A 20348-nucleotide genomic window follows, 5' to 3' on the forward strand; every position below is an offset into this window, starting at 1 on the left:
TATCTCTATGTTTTTTAATGAAAAACATATCAACCTATGATCTTTCTTGTGACTAGCTTCACATTTCATACTGATGCATTGGAATGAAATAAAATTTCATGAGATTTTGTGTTTGAGAAAATTATTTCATGAGGTGTGAAATGGACGCAAAGCTGTACATCACTGAGATCATCAATGAATTAACCTTCGTTAAGGACTCTATCCGTGAGGATGACTGCACCAAATTGATCGACACTATTCAGCAAAGCCAGCGCGTTTTCTGCTATGGCCTGGGACGCGCCGGTTTTTCTATGAAAGCCTTCACCATGCGCCTGATGCATATGGGAAAAGAGGTTTACTTCCTGACGGAAACCATTACGCCGAACTTTGGGCCTGGCGATCTGTTTATCGTTTCTTCTGCTTCCGGTGAGACAGCACAACTGGTGGCGCTGGCGAAAAAAGCACGTCAGCTCGGCGGCGCTGTGGCGGTGTTAACCACGAATCGACACGCCACTATCACCGAGTTTGTCGACGTCATCGTGCAAATCAATGCCCCTTCCAAAAATCAAAAAGATTCTGTTTTCCGCTCGGCACAGCCGATGGCGTCGTTGTATGAGCAAGCTTTGCTGGTGATTGCCGATGCATTAGTGATGAAGATGGCTGCTGAAAGTGGTGCGCCGGAAAGTGAACTGTTTAAGCGCCACGCCAATCTGGAATAGTCGTCGCCGTTATTTGCTCGATACCCTACAGGAGAATAAAAATGAGCAAAAAAATAACATCCTTGTTTAACTTCAAGAAGTTGCAGAAATTTTCTTCTGCTCTGATGTTACCAATCGCCATTCTTCCGGCGGCGGGTTTGATTTTAGCCATCGGGATTTCATTTAACATTGAGCTGCTGGCGAATTGCGGCGGCCTGATTTTCGCCAACCTTCCTTTGCTGTTTTGTGTCGGTATTGTGATTGGCCTGACAGGTGATGGTTCTTCATCACTTTCAGCGATTATCAGTTACATGATCATGAATGCCACGATGGGAACGCAACTTGGCATTACTGCGGAGTCCGTTGCAGCCAGTAACGGTGATTATGCGATGATCCTCGGGGTACCGACGTTACAAACGGGAGTGTTTGGCGGTCTGATTGTCGCCATCTTTGTTTATCTGCTCTATACCCGCTTCCACAATATTGAATTGCCTCAGTTTCTTGGTTTCTTCGGTGGAAAACGCTTTGTACCGATTATTACGGCTGTGGCGGCAATTATTGTCGGCTATTTATTGCCGTGGCTGTGGATACCGGTACAAAAAGGTCTGGCGTCGCTTTCAACGCTGGTGACCAGTGGACATAACGCGAACTTCGCGGCCTTTATTTACGCCGTTGGCGAACGTTCGCTGATTCCTTTTGGCCTGCATCATATCTGGAACGTGCCGTTTTATTACAACTTTGGCGACTACATGACCAAATCCGGGCAACTGGTGACGGGCGATATTCCGGTGTTCTTTGCCCAATTGCGCGACGGTGCTCCGTTGACGGCGGGGCTGTTTATGACAGGTCGTTTCCCGATCATGATGTTTGCGTTACCTGCCGCCGCGTTGGCGATGTATCAGGAAGCAAAACCGGAACGTAAGGCGCTGATTAAAGGCCTTTTACTCTCCGGTGCGCTGACCACATTTGTTACCGGGATTACGGAGCCGCTGGAATATGCATTTTTGTTTGCAGCGCCGGTTCTCTACATCATTCACATCTTCTTATATGCCACTTCATTTGTGCTGATGAACATCCTGAATGTGCACATTGGTCATCCTTTTGCTGGCGGTCTTATTGATTTCGTACTGAATGGCGTTATGCCAAACCGCACGCCGTGGTATCTGGTGTTCCTGGCAGGCGCGGGCTATGCAGCGATTTACTACACCGTATTTCGGGTACTGATCCGCAAGTTGAATCTGAAAACACCGGGGCGTGAGGATGAAGAGATTGCCGTTGCAACCACATTAACGCGCGAAGAACGTCCATACCAAATCATCGAAGCAGTAGGTGGTTTCGACAATATCGAAGATGTGGATGCCTGCGCAACACGCCTAAGGCTGGCGCTGGTAGACGATAAGAAAGTGAATGAAAAACGGCTGAAGGAGTTGGGGGCTGCGGGTTTAGTGAAACTGGGTGATGGCGGTGTACAGGTGATATTTGGCGGCAAATCGCAAATCCTGCGCGACGAAATCAAAACCGTAATGAGCAGACCGCGCCCGACAGAAATGACAGTGGCCTGTGCTAACTAATTCGAGATTAGCGGGCTGGTTTCAGCCCGCCAGACAGAGAGAGCTGAAGTATGAATTCACAATTACTGGCTAATGCCATCCGAATGTTAAGTGTTGATGCGATCCAGAAAGCGAACTCCGGTCATCCGGGCGCGCCGATGGGGATGGCGGATATTGCCGAAGTGGTCTGGCGTCGTCACCTGCGTCATAACCCAAAAAATCCGCAGTGGTTTAACCGCGACCGCTATGTTCAGTCGAACGGTCACGGCTCCATGTTGATTTACGCTTTGCTGCATCTTACAGGCTACGACCTGTCGATGGATGATATTCGCGACTTTCGTCAGCTCCACTCCCGCACGCCGGGTCATCCAGAATATGGTTATACGCCGGGTGTTGAAACCACCACCGGCCCGTTGGGGCAGGGCGTAGCTAATGCGGTGGGGATGGCGATTGCGGAGAAGGCGCTGGCGGCAGAATTTAACAAACCGGGCTTTAATATTGTTGATCATCACACATGGTTATTTTTGGGTGATGGCTGTCTGATGGAAGGGATCTCCCACGAGGCCTGTGGTCTTGCAGGAACGCTGAAGCTCGGCAATCTGATTGCTATCTGGGACGATAACGGTATTTCGATCGATGGTCACGTAGAAGGCTGGTTCGCTGAAGATACGGCTGCCCGTTTTCGTGCCTACGGCTGGCATGTCATTGAAGGCGTTGATGGTCACGATCCAGAAGCGGTAGATGCTGCGGTGCGTGAAGCGAAAAGCGTCACGGATAAGCCCAGTCTGCTGTGCTGCAAAACGATTATCGGTTTTGGTTCGCCAAATAAAGCCAACAGCCACGATTGCCACGGCTCGGCGCTGGGTGCAGATGAAGTGGCGCTGGTGCGTGAACGTCTGCAATGGCCGTATGCCCCTTTCGAAATTCCTGGTGAAATTTATGCCGAATGGGATGCGACCGAGAAAGGCGCGCAGGTTCAACAGGAATGGGATGCACTGTTTGCCGACTACGCGAAGCAGTGGCCGGAACTGGCGGCGGAGTTTACTCGTCGCATGAAGGGTGATTTGCCTGCTGGCTGGGTCGAGAATATGCAGAAATATGTGCACGATCTGCAATCCCATCCGGCGGCGCTGGCAACCCGTCAGGTTAGCCAGAAATGCCTCAATCACTTCGCAGATATGCTGCCGGAACTGATGGGCGGCTCGGCGGACTTGTCGCCCTCTAACCTGACTCGCCATCAGAAATCGGTTGATTTCACCGGAGAAAATCCGGCGGGGAATTACATCTCCTATGGCGTGCGTGAATTTGGTATGTCGGCCATCATGAACGGTCTTGCGCTGCATGGTGGGTTTATCCCTTACGGCGGTACTTTCCTGATGTTTATGGAATATGCGCGTAATGCACTGCGCATGGCGGCGCTGATGAAGATCCGCTCGGTGTTTGTTTATACCCACGATACCATCGGCCTGGGCGAAGACGGCCCGACACATCAGCCCGTTGAGCAACTGGCGTCGCTGCGTCTGACGCCGAATATGGAAACCTGGCGCGGTTGCGATCAGGTGGAAGTGGCGGTGGCCTGGCAACAGGCGATTGAGCGCAAAGATGGCCCAACGTCGTTGGTATTAACGCGCCAACCTCTGGCGCAACAGCCGCGCACCGCTGCACAGTTGGCAGAGATTGCGCGTGGTGGTTATGTACTGAGTGATTGTGACGGTCAGCCTGAGATGATCCTCATTTCTGCGGGTTCAGAGATTGAGTTAGTGGTCAGCGCCGCAAAAGCGTTAACGGAAGAAGGGCGTAAAGTTCGCGTGGTTTCCATGCCGTGTACCGAGCGTTTCGATAATCAGGATGCGGCGTACAAAGAGTCGGTATTGCCAAAAGCTGTACGCAAACGTCTGGCGGTAGAAGCCAGCATCGCCGGATTCTGGGAACGCTACGTGGGCCTGGACGGTAAAGTGATCGGCATGACGAGCTTTGGTGAGTCTGCTCCGGCGAATGTGTTGTTCAAACACTTTGGTTTTACGCCGGAAAATGTCCTGGCGCAGGCGCGTGAGCTACTGAACAGCTAAACCTGCACAAGGGGTGAAAGGATGACCTTTTACCCCTTGAAACGGGAGCCAAGAAACTCTTCACGGGTGCGGTATTTCTCGTAATGCGCCTTGTTTTTATACATAAACAACAGCACCAGCATATCAATAACGCCCATTGCCGGAACGCGAGTGGAGTCGAAGGCTTCAAAGAAGATTTTATCGCTGACCGCGGTATTGAGTTGATGGGTGGAGAGTTTTGATAACGGAGATTTAATATAGTTAGTGATACAAACGGATTTGGCACCGCGCTCTTTCACCACTTTAAAGATATCGACCATTAAGTTGGTGCTGCCAGAGTTAGAAATACCAATCGCCAGGTCGCGTTTCCCCATAGAATATGCCGCATTAATTTGCATTTCCGGGCTGACGTGAACAACGGTTTTTAATCCGAGTTGGCTGAATTTATAAGCACTATAAACGGCCAGTGGGTTTGAATTTCCGGCAGCAAAAAAGAAAATAGTATCGCAATTAGCAAGTAGTTTGAGAATGGACTCAAGCACGTCGGCATTAAAAAATTGCGTTGATTGTATTAAATCTTCGGCCTGTTTTTTTAATAAAAAGGTTGCCAAAGATGTTATATCGCTGAAGTCGGTATTTTCAGGATAGCTATTGTCAGGATTAATGACTTCTTTTGCTAATGCAATTTTTAAATGGTAATAACCCTGATAACCTAATTTCTTACAGGTGCGTACGATAGTCGCTTCACTGGCATGGCTTTTTTCTGATAGTTCAGTGACACTATAGTTCACGACTTCATGTGCGTGGCTAAGAATATAGTCAGCGACCTTTTTTTCCGCCTGATGCAGTGTAGGGTAATTGCTTTGAATCAGACTTTTTACGGTTATGTTATTCATAATTAGTAAATTTCATTCTGACAGAAAGTGCTGATTATAACATAGTTTTCAGGCGTGGATAGGTGTGAAAAAATGAAGGTGTGCAGTGAACGTAATGATTAACAGACCGGTTAATTTTCATGAATTACGTCAACTGCACAAAAATAATTTAAACGGGCGCTCTAATTAAAGCAAGACTTATATTTTTATCATTGTATTGTCAATTAAATACAAATCGTGTCATTAATTGCTGGTTTCTTAAATATTCTATGCACCACTGACAGGCTTTGCCCATACCATCGGAACGAGCGGCAAGAAATAACTTGGTGGCGTGTTTATGTTCGCGCATTGGCTTTTTAAGCAATTTACCGCTGTTCAATAACGGTAATGCCAGATGATGTGGAATATAACCAATACCGACGTTTTGTTCTATTAAGGCGATTGCCGTAGCGAAGTCAGGAACAAAAATGGGTTTTTGTCCTTCCAACAACCAGGCTTGCATCGGGGGGAAGTTAACGGAGGTATCGCGGATACAAACCGCTGGATAATGACGCAATTCACTGTTTTCTAATGGATGCCGCTTCGCTGCCAGTGGGTGGAGTGGGCTGACGACAAAATCCCATTCCATTTGTCCGACCGGTTCGCTAATGATGCCTTCACTGCTTGGTACTGCATGAGGAGCACCGTAGACCAGATCAGCACGCTTACTGTACAGCGCATCCCAGCAGCCGTTGTATACCTCAAGATCTACCGTCAGTGTTGTTGATGTGAATTGCCGTTCAAAATCTCGAATAAATGCCACCAGCAAATCACCAGGAATAATATTGTTTACCGCAATTGTCAGTTCACGCTCAATACCATCGTGAATCAGCACTGTGTTGCGCTTTAATGCTTCCAGGTCGCCAAGAATAGTTTTGCTATGTTCGATGAAGTAACTTCCCGCTGGCGATAATTCAATATAGCGTCCCTTACGAATGAACAGTTCAACGCCCAGGCTCTCTTCCGCTTTCTTGATGGTGTAACTGATGGCGGAAGGGACTTTATTTAACTGCTCGGCTGCGGTGGTAATGCTCTGGTGTCTGGCGACCAGATGAATAACACGAAGCGTTTCGTCTGAGATGAACATAAGGCTCCCTGGTCAGTGGTAAAGTGGCTGAATCTCTCCAGATTCAGCCGTAATCATTGCCTGAGTATACCCAGGAATTAGCGGTGTTGACTTGCCCGACTGAGAATCGCATACGCGATACATGCCACCAGAATCGAGTCTACCGAAGGGATCGTCGTCAGGGTGAATAAGCCTTTTACGGTCATAAAGCCAACCGCTGCGCCTATGATCCATGCTGCGAATGTCAGCACTTTAATCTGTGACTCCTGGGCTAACACTGACTCTTGATAGCCATTACGGCGATAAAGGAAAAAGTCAGCGATATAAATTCCGGCAACGGGTGGCGTGGCGATACCCAGGAACAGCAGAAACGGAATAAACCACGCCATAATATCCATACTGCCTACGATGGCGGAAAGGATACCCAGCGCCACGGTAATCTGCCATTTGGGAAAGCGGGTAAGCAGTGTGGAAACCACCAGCGTGCCCTGGAACATATTGCCCGCGTTACCGGTGACGCAGGCGAAAATCAACAACAGCGCCGCAGGCAGAACTGCACCGAATACCGCCATCGCACCCAGTAAAGATCCCTGACCACTAATGGCGCTCGGCGTTGCACCCGCCCAGTAGAGCAGAGGGTAGGCAACCAGAAACGTCACGCCTGCGGCAATCAGCGCATGTTTGCGGTTATGCACAAAACTACCGAAATCAGGCAGTGTGGCAACCAGCACAATAATGGTGCCAACAACGGTGGAAACGGCGACACCTGTATTCATCTCCACAATCGCCGCTGGTACTGCCACTTCGGTATGGGTTGCCACATAGAGGATGTAACACAGCACCAGCGCGATAACCGGCACGGCAACCTGGGCAATTTTTCCCAGAACGGCAAAGCCAAATGCCGTAGAGGCGACAAAAATGACACAGCCAGCCGCCACTAACAGTGCCAGTGGAACTTCCAGTCCATGTTGAGCCAGTAAGTCATGTACCGAATGACCAAACATATTGGCGGTAACGGCAATCCAGCCGAACAGACTTATCGCCATCAAAATGTTAATGGCGATGGCCCCTTTTTCGCCAAACGAATATTTCACAATGCCATACGTTGGCAGGCGGGCTTTTTCTCCCACGCTAATGGTGATGGCTGAAAGTAAGGTCAGAATGACGCCGCCTAACAATACGACGCTAATTAAACTGCCGCTGGAAAGTTGATTGCCGAGGCTTGAGGATGACAACAGCACAGGTGTGACGGCAATACCCAGCAAAATCATGGCAATACGCAATCCTGATGCCGTATTCAGATTCTCTTCTTTTTTACGCATAGTATGTTCCCTTTATAAATGCGCGTTACACAGTATGAAAATGCCCGGTGTATTTACGCCAGCTACCCAGTTCTGTAATTTCCCGTTGGCCTTCGGTCAGCCAGTTTTCTGCCAGTACGCCCAGCACTTCGCTACCATCGGCAAGTTTGATTTTGCCAATTGCCAGCCCAGCGGGTTCGCTCATTAACAGAGCGGCAAAACTGGCCAGCGGTAATTGCCAAATTTCTACGTCGACGTGTGTTCCTCCTTCATTCACGCGAATCATTCCCGGATGGCGATCATTAATACTCCACAACCGGTAATGGGCGTCAGTTCGGTCTTCACGGACAAAAATACCGCCCGCTTTTTGCATATTTGGGTTGAGTTCCAGGCCGCGCATCAGCGTTCCGTTAACGGCTAAAAGCGTTGTAGTCATTGTGTTCTCCAGAGAATTAAAGGGTTATCCATGTACCGCTCTGATGCGCCAGGGCTGCTTTTATGGTTTGCGGTGAAGTAATCAGGCCGCTGGCCTGTTTGCCTTGTTGCTGGCTGGCATTGATGAAATCAACAATGGCTTCCACTTTGGGTTGCATACTGCCGACACCAAACTGACCTTCCCGCAACAGCGTTTGCGCTTCGGCAACGCTGATAGCGTCGAGCCACTGTTGTTGTGGTGTACCAAAGTTAATCGCCACTTTTTCTACACCGGTGGGGATCACCAGCAGATCTGCGCCTAACTGACTGGCGAGCAGCGCGGAGGCCAGATCTTTATCGATCACGGCTTCTACACCTTTCAGTTGTTGCCCGTCTCGCACCACCGGAATACCGCCGCCGCCGCAGGCAATAACCAGATATCCCTGGCGCACCAGGTGAGCGATGGTGTCGTGCTCAATAATTTCCAGTGGTGCAGGAGAGGGAACTGTACGCCGCCAACCACGCCCGGCGTCCTCCATCAGCGTCCAGCCGAGTTGTTGTTGGCGTTGTTGGGCCGTTGCTTCATCGAGAAACGCGCCAATCGGTTTACTGGGGCTGGCGAAAGCATCGTCATGTGGGCTGACTCGCGTTTGTGTCACCAGGGCAATTACCGGTTTGTTTATGCCACGGCGAGCGAGTTCGTTATGCAGCGCTTTCTGGAACATGTAGCCAATTGCACCTTGTGTATCACCCACGGCGTAATCAAGTGGAACCGGAGAAACTTCGTTACTGGCGAGTTCAGAGCGGCGCAGAATAAAGCCCACCTGCGGGCCATTACCGTGGGTTAGCACCAGGTCCCATCCGGCTTCAACCATATCAACGATATGCTGCACGCTTTCCATCACTGCAACATATTGATCGGGAATACTATTGCGTTGCTCGTCCTGAATGAGCGCATTGCCGCCAACCGCGACGACAGCCAGTGGCTTAACCATGATGGTTCTCCTTTGCGACGATCTCCGCCAGTGCACGTACAGCGGCGACAAAACAGGCCATCGGCGCAGTGGTGATCCCGGCACCAATTTGCCCGACCCCCGCTTGTTTGTGGGCGATACCCGTATTGATGACCGGTAAAATGCCGCGATCGGTCACTTTACGCGCATCAATCCCTGCTGCGGTGGGGGCAAAATTGAGGGCTGGAAGTGTAAATGCGGGGTTACCGCCGAGGGTGATGGCTTGCATCCGACGGCTGTTATTGGTGGCATCGGCAGGGGTGCCTCCCACAAATTTGACGATCGCCGGAGACGACGCCATCGCGAAGCCACCCACACCTGCGGTTTCAGTAATTGCGCTATCACCCAGGTCAGCAGCAGCGTCGTCAACGCCAAATCCGGGGAAGAACAGACCTTCAACGGCATTGGCAGGAGCCTGGAACCAGCGATCGCCAGTACCGGAAATCCGAATACCAAAATTCACCCCGTTACGCGCCATCACCGTAACCATTGAACTGAACGGTACATTGGCGGCGGCATCCATCATTGCTTTACAGGCGGCCATCGACAGATTGAGGAAGAAGTGATCGTTACCGGTGATAAATGCCACGACGCGCTGGATATGTTCCTGTGGAAGAGAGCAGGCCAGCAATGCCGGGAGCAGGCGCTTAATCAGCAAACCGGTAGCGGCAGCATTGCGGTTATGAACTTCATCCCCCATATGCAGCGCCTGCGCCATTAATGGCTTGAGTTCCAGCTCGCCGTGTTGTGCGATTGCTGCTTTCATTGCCGGCGTCAGTTCATCGCGCATCCAGGCCAGACGATTGAGAACTTCATCGTTATTGGCGCCAAAACGGAGAACCTTACCCAGACCTTCATTGAAATTGCTAAAAGTACGGTGGCCGTTGGTTTTGTTTTCTACCACCCATAACGGCATCGACGGGCTGATGATGCCTGCCATTGGGCCAACCGCGTGATAATGATGACAAGGGGCAAGGTCGATTTCGCCTGCGTTTATCTGGTTTTCAGCGTCTTGCTGGCTGGTGGCCCAACCTTCGTACAGCATGGCACCAATAATCGCCCCTTTTACCGGACCACACATCTCTTCCCAGGCAATCGGCGGGCCAGAGTGCAAAATACGTTTTTGTTCAGCCATTGCTGGAATGGCCTCTTTAGCAAGCATGACATCCACCAGCACGGGCTGTGCTTCGAGATAACGTGCCATGGCGATTTGGTTGGCATTTTCTACCAGGGGATGACGTAGCAACGATGCCAGATCCAATCCAGCGTCAATATCGCCTTGTGCTGGTGGCTGCCAGTTGAGTGCAATTGCGCTTCCCCCGGCATGTTGAATATTGTCAGCAAAACTGTGTAGTCCCGCGTTCACAACCTTCAAAGGCTGATTAAATAAGGTATTCATGCGTTTAGCCCCTTTTTCTGCAACTGAGTCTGTGCAACGGTGCTGGCCCATAGCGCCGCCTGTGCATTGCTGCTGGCGATGATGACCCCTGCATTTTGTAGTGCGCTTATCTGCTGACTGCGTATTTGCGGATCAGCTTCCGTTCCGCAAACGTGCGCAATCAGCAACGGAGCGTTATTCATGTCGATGTGTGAAAGTTGGTCCAGTAATTCGCTGGCAGGCGTCGTGGAAGCGCCATAACCAAGTACCAGGTCGAATAACACGACGGCAGTGTGTGAGTCGTTGAGTTCGTTGAGCAGACGTTGATTGCGCAGAGTCGGGTCGATCATTGGATGCGGTTTGCCACGGGTGAAATCATCGTCGCCCATATCGATCAACGTGTGATCTTCGCTTTGCCAGATATTTGCCAGAGCACGATTACCCGCAACTGGCGTATTGGAAGCTGCGCTGAATCCCTTTTGTTGGCAGATAAGTTGCGCTTCGTAGCAGAAGGTTCCTCCGGCGAAAACACCGCGTATCGCCTGGCGATGGGCTGGCAGGCGCTGGCAGGCGTTTTGTAACATTGTGAGATCGTCGCAGGGTACATCGGTTTCGACAGCCGGAAGTGGCTGAGCATTCAGTAACGCCACAGCGATGTCGGCGGCGCTGGCAAGTGTGGTGGCGGCAGTGATATTGGGACGTGCCAGATCATGCGGATTCGCCCCGAGGAAATTCACCACCACGGGTTTTCCACAAGCCTCGGCGCGCTCCAGAATAGTCCGGGCAACGATCGGTGAAGGCGGTTTTGAAATCAGCACAATTACGCGAGTTTCATCGTCTTGCGCCAGCGCATCTAAAGCGAAGAGCATCGATATTCCACCAATCTCTTTACTGAGATCATGTCCGCCTGTTCCCAACGCCTGAGAAATACCCGCTCCGAGCTGGTCGATTCGGCAAGTCACTTCCTGTAGCCCGGTGCCTGACGCGCCAATAACACCAATTGCTCCGCGTTTCACCACATTAGCGAAGCCTAACGGAATGCCGTTAACAATGGCGGTTCCACAGTCAGGTCCCATTACGATGCGCTGACGTTCTCGGGCAAGCGTTTTGATGGATTTTTCCTGCACGATACTGACGTTATCGCTGAACATCATCACGTTCATTCCGAGGTTTAACGCTTTAATTGCTTCGGCGGCGGCGTAGTCTCCCGGTACAGAAATGAGTGCCAGGTTGGCTTCGGGTTCGGCTTCCAGTGCCATTTCCAGGCTGACCTTTTCCGGTGTTTTAATGCCACTATCCGTTTCATCATCGGGTTTGCTGGTCAGACGTTGCTGGGCCAGTATCAGTGCTTCATTGCAAATATCTTCTTCACCCATGACTGCAATCACTAAATCATTGGGACTGGCGTTGATTTCGTTACCCAGACCCGCATCGCGCAATTGTTCGAGATTATTGGGCGTTCCCATGACGACCGAGGCCTGTTGAATACCGGGCAACTTGCTGATTTGCGCGGAAATCTGCATCAGAGAAACTGAGTCCTGATAAAGATTACTGAAAACTTTATATTTAACTTTCATGCTGTTACGCCTGTTTCATTCCGCCCGATAGCAAAATTCGGGCAAAGCATCCCCGTGTAGCCCCATAAACGGGCTACGGGAGAAAAGGTTGAAATCAATTCATGGTGTTCAGGGTTCGAAAGCCATGCAGCATTCCTGCAAGGCAATCTACTCCTGACGTTGCGCCAAATTGCATGACCTGTTCTGCACAGGATGCGATTGTCATTGCCGATGCGCTCCCAACCAGTTGTGCGAGTAACTGGCAAATCGGTTCTGAAAAATGTCCCTGAAGCGCACGCTCCAGATAATGACGACTGATATCCGTGGTGTTGTGCGCATGTTGATCAATTGCCTGCTGCAACCGGTATTGATGATCGGCAAGTGGTGCAGGGAGTTGCCATAACCAGAGCGCTGCCAGATAGCCCAACAAATAGTCATCTCCATCGGGCGTTAAGCCTTTACCAAAGCCGATCAGTTGTGGCACCTGGCGTTCCAGCGCATCTGGATGCTCCATAATCGCTAATCCCTGGTGCGTGAGACTATCCGGCAGGTGCAATGTGCTTTGAACGTTATGCTCCAGACAAAATAAAAGCCGTTGCGATGCCATCGTTGGGTAGTGCTGGAAAACCAAAGGGAATGCCTCAAGTGTCAGCATTCCCCCCACAAATGGCGACTGCCAGAGCGTTGCGTTATCGAGCGCCACACAAAATCGAGGTGTCCGCAGCAAGCCTGGGGTTAACTGAATGGGATCTGAATGGGCAATCTCTCTTCGCCAGTCCCAACATTCAGGTAGCCAGACTCTGGCAGCATCAGGGAGATTCAGATACGTTTGCGCACACAACAGAGTGATGAATGTTCCCGCGTCTGAATACAGATTTACCGCATGTTTAAAAGCGCTATGTAGACGTAAATCTTGCGTTTCATCCTGCGGGAAAAGATATCCCAACGACGATGCGCAAAGCGTAACCTGTACCATCGGCGTTAGCCTTCCAGACCTGCAATAATGGCTTTGGAATCAGTAACCCAACCGAAAATGGCACCTTGTGCTTTGATCATCTCGAGGGCGTATTTCTGGAATTCCGGGAAATAGGAGCCGACACAATCTTCCGGGATAATGCATTCATAGCCACGATCATTTGCTTCGCGCACGGTGGTGGTTACGCAAACTTCGGTTGTTACACCACAAACTATCAGCGTCTTGATACCGTGGTTTTGCAAAATCAGATGTAAGTCGGTTTGATAAAACGCGCCTTTGCCAGGCTTATCAATCACCGGTTCGCCTGCCACCGGGTACAGTTCAGGAATGATGTCATGACCTGCTTCACCTCTGACCAGAATGCGTCCCATCGGTCCTGGTTCACCAATAAAGGTTTTTCCGCCGCGCGTCAGTTTGGCTGGCGGGCAGTCGCTTAAGTCTGCACGATGGCCTTCACGAGTATGAATAACCATAATTCCTTTTTGACGTGCGGCTGCCAGCACCTCTGTACATGGTGCGATAGCCGTGCGTACCCGTGAAACATCATTGCCCAGTGCCTCACCGAAGCCCCCGGCTTCGACAAAGTCACGCTGCATGTCGATCATGACCAGTGCAGTTGTGCGCGGATCAAAAGGTAATTCAAAGGGTTGAGCCTGAAAAATGGATTGCGTCATGGTAAATCTCCTGTCTGATGTTTAAACGATCCAGTTGTTCTGAGAACGAGTATTCAGGAGAAAAGCGGCACAAAACAGGAAAAAAGTTTGCCGCACAGCAACGAAATTTTTGCATTCAGCAGGTGGTGTGATGACGAATGTGAAGGGAGTCAAAGAGTGGCATACAGCAACAAATTTTTTGATGCTGTATGGTTTTGAGATTAAAAAAATCGTTGAAATTGTGTGAGCTTAATCATCAGATTTAGCGACTATGGCGTTACTTTTTAACACCATACTGTGTAAACCATTCCAACATTCGCTGCCAGCCGTCTTTCGCAGACTCGGCATGATAGCTCGGACGATAATCGGCGTTGAACGCATGCTCTGCATCCGGGTACACGATAATCTCTGCTTTCGCGTTTGCTGCCCGCAGCGCCTGGCGCATCGTTTCCACACTCTCTTGCGGAATGCTGTTATCCTGGCCGCCATATAAGCCGAGAACCGGCGCGTTAAGATCGGTTGCGATATCAACAGGTTGTTTCGGTGAATTCAGCGACTTATCGCCCGTCAGTTTGCCGTACCACGCCACTGCGGCTTTTAGCTGTGGATTATGCGCGGCATACAGCCAGGTGATACGTCCACCCCAGCAGAATCCGGTGATCATTAAACGATGAACATCGCCGCCGTTGCGGGAAGCCCAACTGGCGACATGATCGAGATCGGCCAGCACCTGCGAGTCAGGCACTTTTGCTACCAGACCGCCAAGCAACGTGGGGATATCGGCAAAATCATTCGGATCGCCTTCGCGGAAGTAAAGTTCAGGTGCGATAGCCAGATACCCCTCCAGCGCCAGACGGCGACAAATGTCGCGGATATGTTCATGCACGCCAAAAATTTCCTGCACTACAATGACCACTGGCAGTGGGCCATCGCTTTGCTTTGGTCTGGCATGGTAAGCAGGCATGTTATCCCCTTGTGAAGGGATAGAGGTGAAGCCCGCCACAATCGCGTCGTCCGGAGTCTGAACGATGGTCGAAGCGAGAGGCGATGCAGCAGGTGCAAATCCAGATTGTTGTGTTGTTGCCATGGTATTCTCCGTACCCTTATAAAAATGTTGCGCAATGTTAACTATAGTCAGCATGCAACAAATCACATTGCCTGAATCGGCTCATCTTTTATGCAGTCCTGCAGAATGAAGAGTGATTTATGTGATTTGCATCACTTTTGATGGGTAAATTTATGCAACACATTTTCGTCATGGTGATGAGTATCACGAAAAAATGTTAAACCCTTCGGTAAAGTGTCTTTTTGCTTCTTCTGACTAAACCGATTCACAGAGGAGTTGTATATGTCCAAGTCTGATGTTTTTCATCTCGGCCTCACTAAAAACGATTTACAAGGGGCTACGCTTGCCATCGTCCCTGGCGACCCGGATCGTGTGGAAAAGATCGCCGCGCTGATGGATAAGCCGGTTAAGCTGGCATCTCACCGCGAATTCACCACCTGGCGTGCAGAGCTGGATGGTAAACCTGTTATCGTCTGCTCTACCGGTATCGGCGGCCCGTCTACCTCTATTGCTGTTGAAGAGCTGGCACAGCTGGGCATTCGCACCTTCCTGCGTATCGGTACAACGGGCGCTATTCAGCCGCATATTAATGTGGGTGATGTCCTGGTTACCACGGCGTCTGTTCGTCTGGATGGCGCGAGCCTGCACTTCGCACCGCTGGAATTCCCGGCTGTCGCTGATTTCGAATGTACGACTGCGCTGGTTGAAGCTGCGAAATCCATTGGCGCGACGACTCACGTTGGCGTGACAGCTTCTTCTGATACCTTCTACCCAGGTCAGGAACGTTACGATACTTACTCTGGTCGCGTAGTTCGTCACTTTAAAGGTTCTATGGAAGAGTGGCAGGCGATGGGCGTAATGAACTATGAAATGGAATCTGCAACCCTGCTGACCATGTGTGCAAGTCAGGGCCTGCGTGCCGGTATGGTAGCGGGGGTTATCGTTAACCGCACCCAGCAAGAGATCCCGAATGCTGAGACGATGAAACAAACCGAAAGCCATGCGGTGAAAATCGTGGTGGAAGCGGCGCGTCGTCTGCTGAAATAAAAAAACGCTCCCCAACTTCGGGGAGCGATATCAGTTATTGACGCCGTAAACGCATTATTTTGCGGATTATTGGCGTCAGTAGCGTAAAGGCTGCCAGAGTCAGCAATGCCAGAGTGATCGGTCGGGTATACAGAAAGTCGAGTGACCCACCAGAAAGCGACAGCGCACGGCGAAAATTACTTTCCGCCATTGGCCCCATAATCAATGCCAGCACTACGGGTGATGCCGGATATCCTCCTTTCTGCATGAAATAGCCCACCACGCCTGCAATCAGCATAATGCCAACATCAAAAAGGCTATTGTTCAACGCATAAGTCCCGACCACACAAAGTGCGAGGATCATCGGTGTGAGAATATTGCCGGGAATTTTCACCACATTACCGATGACTTTCAAAGAGAGCAGTCCAAGAACTAGTAGCATGAAGTAACAGAAGATCATGCCGACAAACAGTGTATAAACCATATCGCCGTGGTCGGTAAACATCAGCGGGCCTGGTTGCATTCCCTGTAACGTTAACGCGCCCAGCATGATGGCGGTTACCGCATCGCCAGGGATCCCCAGCGTCAGCATAGGTAACAATGCGCCACCGGTGCAGCCATTCGCGCCTGCCTCACAGGAGGCCACAGCTTTAATTTCACCCTTACCAAAGTTTTCTGGTGTCTTACTGAAACGACGAGTTTCGTTATAGGCAACAAAAGCTGCAATATCCGCCCCCGCACCGGGGATCATGCCGATAAAAACCCCTAATCCTGATGAGCGCAAAATGGTTAATGCGATGCGGCGTAGTGTTTGCCAGGGCAGTAACAGACTGCCGATAGCCACCTTCGCCCCCTGACGAATTTGCTGGTTTTGCTCCATAGAGCGGAATGCTTCTGAAGCAGCAAATAAACCAATCATCACCGGGATAAATGGCACATTCATCAGCTCCACAAATCCACCTGTAAACCGTGGAAAACCGCCCATTGGATCAAGGCCTATCGTTGCGATCAGCAATCCGCCAACCCCGGCAATCAGCCCCTTAATCAGCGACTCACCGGAAATACTGGCAATAATGCTCAGTCCGAAGGTTGCCAGGGCGAAGGACTCCGAGGCACTAAATTTCAGCGCCCAACTGGCAAGTACCGGAGAGAGAAACATCAGCACGATAATGCTGAGCGTTCCGCCACTAAAGGAAGAGAACGTGGCGGCACTCAATGCCAGCCCTGCTTTTCCCTGCTTCGTCAGCTCATATCCGTCAATGGCGGTGGCTGCGGCGGCAGGCGTACCGGGAATTTTGAGCAAAATTGCGGTGATAGAACCGCCATAGACGCCGCCAAAAAAGACGCCGCAAATCATCAACAAGCCAGAAACAGGCTCCATGCCGTAGGTGAAAGGCAGCAAAATCGCCACACCCATGGTCGCTGTCAGACCAGGCAGAGCGCCAATCACAATACCCAGCATCACCCCAAAAGTGGCAAACAGCAGCGCCTGAGGATTATTGAGTAATGTCGAAAAACCCTGAGTTAAAAGTTCACTTTCAAACATTGCTGGCCCCTGTTATTCGAAAAATGTGCCGACAGGCAATGGCACCTGTAACGCTTCGACAAACAGCAACCAGAGGATTGCCGTTAACAGCAGCGCAATACCCGGTGTGAGTACCCATCGCCTGTAGCCCATCAACGTCATAATGACGATGAGGAAAACAGGAGTAGTAATGAGATAACCGCAGTAGCTCATCGCCACAATATAAAACGCGGTTGCCGCAATTCCTGTTGCCGTTTTCCTGAATGCCGGTTTTTCCTGTGCGTTGGCGCAAGAGGCTGGTTTTGCCTGCAAAAGATCGCGTATCACCAGCAAGACAGCGAGCACAATCAGGGCACAGGCATAGAAGGTAGGGAAGGCACTTGCACCGGGATCCGTTTCAATGGCAGTTGCTGGAAAATCAGCGGCATTAATCATCACCGCGCCAGCAACCACACAAAGTAACAGCGCCACCACCATCGTTGATGAAAGGCGCTTGCGGTGCGGTACGGCGAGTTGAGCAACAGACTGTTTTGTGTTCATCAACCGTACCTCAGGTTTATTTTTTCAGGCCCAGGCGAGTCAGCAACTCGTCAAAGTACTTTTCCTGTTCGCTGATTTGGGTCTGGAAGCTGGCAGCGTCAAGCCATGCATAGTTGAGATTCAACTTTTGTAGTGCATCCTGGAATGCAGGCTCTTCAGCCGTCTCTTTTGCTGCCTTTGCCAGAACATCCACCACATCCTGCGGCGTTTTTTGCGACACAATCAGGCCGCGCCAGGTGCCGATGGAGAGATCAACGCCTTTCTCTTTTAACGTCGGGACGTCAGGCATGGTTTTCATTCGCTCATCCGCCATCACTACCAGTGTCTTCAGCTTGCCGCCTTTCACATGGTTGATAACTTCTCCTGGGCTTACGGAAACCGCTTCAATGTGCCCGCCTAACAGGCCTGTAATGGCAGGGGCTGCGCCGTCATACGGGACATGAGAAAACTTTGCGCCCGTTTTGTCTTCCAGTGCAGCTGCCGCCAGATGCCAGATAGCTCCGGTGCCTGAGTTACCAATGCGTACTTTTCCGGGATTCGCTTTGGCGTAAGTCATAAATTCTTCATAGCTATTCCACGGCGCATCGGCACGGACTGTGATAGCAGCCGGATCCGCATTCAGACGGGCAATGGGTTTAAAGTCGCTGGTTTTAAAACGCACCATTCCGAGGCTGGGAAGGGTGGTCAGTTCAACCGTGCCTAAACCAATTTTGTAACCGCCAGGGCGGGCAGCGGCGATTTCACTCAGGCCGATAGCACCGCCTCCGCCAGGTTTATTGATAACCCCGATGCTGACGGGTAAATGGTTTTTGGCGGCATCAGCAAAGGCACGGGCAACCAGATCCGTACCGCCTCCGGCAGCGTAGGGAACGACTAACTCGATCTGTTTGGTTGGCCAGGAGGCAGCCTGTACAGGCGCAATGCTGAGGGCAGCGCCTGCAAGAAGTACCATTGCAGCCATTTTTTTCGGTAAGGTAAGATGTTTTATCATTGCTTTTATATCCTTATTTATCAGTTAGTTGCTATTTAAATTGTTCCATGCGTTCATAAACAGTACTGCATTTTCATAGACTTGCTCTGGCGTCATGCCGGGGTGATATAGCGCAGAACCGAGGCCAAAGCCGTTTGCGCCGTGGCTCAGATAACGCGCCATGGTTTCCGGTGTGATACCGCCAACCGGTAACATCGGAACGGATTGTGGAATAACCGCACGCCAGGCTTTGGTAACTTCTGGCGTAATTTGTTCAGCCGGGAACAGCTTGATGGCATTAGCACCATGTTCAATGGCAGTAAAGGCTTCGGTGGGCGTGGCGACGCCAGGCGCACAATACATACCCAGCGCACGGGCGCGACGGATCACCGCAGTATCGCAATGCGGCATCACGATAATCTGGCCCCCAGCCTCTTTAACCGCAACCACCTGCTCTACCGAAAGCACAGTTCCGGCTCCGACCAGGCAGTCCTTAGGCAGGGCGTCGCGCAGTAAACTGATACTTTGCAACGCCTCCGGCGAGTTCATAGGAATCTCAATCAGGCGGAATCCGGCGGCGTACAGTTTTTCACCGATGGCGACAATCTCATCCGGTTTCACGCCGCGTAAAATGGCGACTAACCCGGTTTTTTGCAAAAGCGTATTAAATGGCATGGGTACATTCCCTGGCGTTGGTGGACAGTAACCCGGCAGCGTGGGCGATTCGCCATAATCCCTGTTCAGTGGCATTAGGAATGGCGTGTATCTGTCTGTCGGGAAAAACGTGGCTGAATGCTTGTGAATAGCGGCTGTTCAGATTTGCGCTACCGATTAAGGCGATCGGTGTTGTGGCGGGTAAATCACGTAGCAAACTGGATGCCAGACCACATAATTCATGGCCTATCAGTAATCCGGAAAGGTAATCCCCCTGCGAGGACGACGTAAGATTACTGGTCAGCAGGCGCGAACGGGTCGAAAACAGCGTCGATAATAATCCGGTCTGATGATGCTCTTGTGCTGCTGTCAGCCCGTGGGTGAAGGCATCCCAGTGCAGTTCATCTCCAGGATGCATGGTGGCACCGAGAATCGAATGGCGGGATAAAACATCAAATAACTCGCCCGTCATAAAGGTTCGGAAATCGGTAATGGTGTTGTTTTCAACTACTGCCCATTTCGCATGTGTGCCGGGTAAGCCTATCAGCACTGGCATACCCTGATGGATCGCATTTTGCAGGGACGGTTCCATCGAGATAGCACCGAAGATTTGTGTCTCTTCGCCACGCATCACTTCGGGCATTTCACCTTCTTTAATCACGCCAGGAATGATGTGCAGCATTGTCTGCTGCTGGTGGATAACAGGCGTCAACTGCTTCGCCAGACCCTCGAGAGTGACCGGGCAAGGTAAATAAGCTGCTGGTTGCCACCCTTGCGCACTGCCGAGCATGCCGCAAGCCAGTACCGGGCATGGGGTTTGTGCCAGCCAGTCGCCGCAGACACGTAAAAACGTATCGTGGAAAGCGTCCTCACGTGTTGCTGCCTGGGAGGGTAATTTCATGATCCCCCAGGGGAATTCACGTTTTTCTTGTGGATTTGGTGATTCGCCAAAACGCCATGCCCGAAGCGATGACGTTCCCCAGTCCAGGGCAATAAATGAGGGTGCTCCCGGCATTAGTCG

General features: G+C 51.0%; 19 protein-coding genes. 4 read left to right on the forward strand and 15 right to left on the reverse strand.

Annotated elements, in window-relative coordinates; translation table 11 throughout:
- The first annotated feature begins 140 nt into the window (after positions 1–140).
- The 3 genes from hxlB to tkt are packed head-to-tail and all read left to right on the forward strand — an operon-like array spanning position 141 to position 4296.
- On the forward strand, positions 141–698 hold the full coding sequence (gene hxlB, locus ACJHX4_RS22895) for a 6-phospho-3-hexuloisomerase (RefSeq protein ID WP_000339043.1): 558 nt from the start codon (positions 141–143) through the stop codon (positions 696–698).
- Between the two features lie 41 nt (positions 699–739).
- Positions 740–2248: a glucose-specific PTS transporter subunit IIBC gene (gene ptsG / locus ACJHX4_RS22900; RefSeq protein WP_000037971.1), complete on the forward strand. Its 1509-nt coding sequence runs from the start codon at positions 740–742 to the stop codon at positions 2246–2248.
- A 50-nt stretch (positions 2249–2298) separates the two neighbouring features.
- Positions 2299–4296, forward strand: coding sequence for a transketolase (tkt, locus tag ACJHX4_RS22905; protein ID WP_001088086.1), 1998 nt, complete (start codon positions 2299–2301; stop codon positions 4294–4296).
- Between the two features lie 29 nt (positions 4297–4325).
- Here tkt and ACJHX4_RS22910 read toward each other — a convergent pair whose 3' ends face one another.
- The 10 genes from ACJHX4_RS22910 to ACJHX4_RS22955 all read right to left on the reverse strand — a co-directional run bounded on the left by ACJHX4_RS22910 (position 4326) and on the right by ACJHX4_RS22955 (position 14633).
- Positions 4326–5171, reverse strand: coding sequence for a MurR/RpiR family transcriptional regulator (locus tag ACJHX4_RS22910; RefSeq protein ID WP_001060029.1), 846 nt, complete (start codon positions 5169–5171; stop codon positions 4326–4328).
- A gap of 199 nt (positions 5172–5370) precedes the next feature.
- On the reverse strand, positions 5371–6276 hold the full coding sequence (locus tag ACJHX4_RS22915) for a LysR substrate-binding domain-containing protein (RefSeq protein ID WP_000470720.1): 906 nt from the start codon (positions 6274–6276) through the stop codon (positions 5371–5373).
- A gap of 77 nt (positions 6277–6353) precedes the next feature.
- A complete protein-coding gene (locus ACJHX4_RS22920) occupies positions 6354–7577 on the reverse strand; it encodes a cytosine permease (protein ID WP_001227356.1) in 1224 nt (407 codons plus the stop codon).
- A gap of 25 nt (positions 7578–7602) precedes the next feature.
- A complete protein-coding gene (locus tag ACJHX4_RS22925) occupies positions 7603–7992 on the reverse strand; it encodes a glutamyl-tRNA amidotransferase (protein ID WP_000214035.1) in 390 nt (129 codons plus the stop codon).
- 16 nt (positions 7993–8008) lie between these two features.
- Positions 8009–8965: a carbamate kinase gene (gene arcC / locus ACJHX4_RS22930; protein WP_000240546.1), complete on the reverse strand. Its 957-nt coding sequence runs from the start codon at positions 8963–8965 to the stop codon at positions 8009–8011.
- A complete protein-coding gene (locus ACJHX4_RS22935) occupies positions 8958–10382 on the reverse strand; it encodes a DUF1116 domain-containing protein (protein ID WP_001093934.1) in 1425 nt (474 codons plus the stop codon). Before ACJHX4_RS22935 ends, arcC begins: the two co-directional genes overlap by 8 nt.
- Entirely contained in the window at positions 10379–11938 is a 1560-nt protein-coding gene (gene fdrA, locus ACJHX4_RS22940; protein WP_000865632.1) for an acyl-CoA synthetase FdrA, read from the reverse strand. The genes ACJHX4_RS22935 and fdrA overlap by 4 nt, the downstream gene beginning before the upstream one ends.
- Positions 11939–12032: 94 nt before the next feature.
- Positions 12033–12893: a DUF2877 domain-containing protein gene (locus ACJHX4_RS22945; RefSeq protein WP_001296601.1), complete on the reverse strand. Its 861-nt coding sequence runs from the start codon at positions 12891–12893 to the stop codon at positions 12033–12035.
- 5 nt (positions 12894–12898) lie between these two features.
- Positions 12899–13567 (reverse strand): cysteine hydrolase family protein, encoded by a 669-nt coding sequence (locus ACJHX4_RS22950; protein ID WP_000194418.1) that lies wholly within the window; start codon positions 13565–13567, stop codon positions 12899–12901.
- A 256-nt stretch (positions 13568–13823) separates the two neighbouring features.
- The gene (locus tag ACJHX4_RS22955) at positions 13824–14633 is read right to left on the reverse strand and encodes a dienelactone hydrolase family protein (RefSeq protein ID WP_001296602.1); all 810 of its coding nucleotides are present in this window, start codon (positions 14631–14633) and stop codon (positions 13824–13826) included.
- 261 nt (positions 14634–14894) lie between these two features.
- On the opposite strand from ACJHX4_RS22955, the gene udp reads away from it, so the two are divergent.
- The gene (gene udp / locus ACJHX4_RS22960) at positions 14895–15659 is read left to right on the forward strand and encodes a uridine phosphorylase (protein WP_000045178.1); all 765 of its coding nucleotides are present in this window, start codon (positions 14895–14897) and stop codon (positions 15657–15659) included.
- 34 nt (positions 15660–15693) lie between these two features.
- On the opposite strand, the gene ACJHX4_RS22965 is transcribed toward udp, so the two are convergent.
- Genes ACJHX4_RS22965 through ACJHX4_RS22985 form a run of 5 tightly spaced genes read right to left on the reverse strand, consistent with a single transcriptional unit; the run spans position 15694 to position 20342 of the window.
- Entirely contained in the window at positions 15694–17184 is a 1491-nt protein-coding gene (locus tag ACJHX4_RS22965) for a tripartite tricarboxylate transporter permease (RefSeq protein WP_000463026.1), read from the reverse strand.
- Between the two features lie 12 nt (positions 17185–17196).
- The gene (locus ACJHX4_RS22970; protein WP_001093393.1) at positions 17197–17703 is read right to left on the reverse strand and encodes a tripartite tricarboxylate transporter TctB family protein; all 507 of its coding nucleotides are present in this window, start codon (positions 17701–17703) and stop codon (positions 17197–17199) included.
- A 16-nt stretch (positions 17704–17719) separates the two neighbouring features.
- Complete coding sequence (locus tag ACJHX4_RS22975; protein ID WP_000589797.1) at positions 17720–18694, reverse strand: Bug family tripartite tricarboxylate transporter substrate binding protein; 975 nt, start codon at positions 18692–18694, stop codon at positions 17720–17722.
- Positions 18695–18718: 24 nt separating this feature from the next.
- Positions 18719–19348, reverse strand: coding sequence for a 2-dehydro-3-deoxy-6-phosphogalactonate aldolase (locus ACJHX4_RS22980; protein WP_001116473.1), 630 nt, complete (start codon positions 19346–19348; stop codon positions 18719–18721).
- Positions 19338–20342 (reverse strand): 2-dehydro-3-deoxygalactonokinase, encoded by a 1005-nt coding sequence (locus ACJHX4_RS22985; protein ID WP_001117531.1) that lies wholly within the window; start codon positions 20340–20342, stop codon positions 19338–19340. Before ACJHX4_RS22985 ends, ACJHX4_RS22980 begins: the two co-directional genes overlap by 11 nt.
- Positions 20343–20348 lie beyond the last annotated feature (6 nt).

The organism is Escherichia sp. WS2035 (assembly GCF_046487065.1).
GTDB classification, from domain to species: Bacteria; Pseudomonadota; Gammaproteobacteria; order Enterobacterales; family Enterobacteriaceae; genus Escherichia; species Escherichia coli.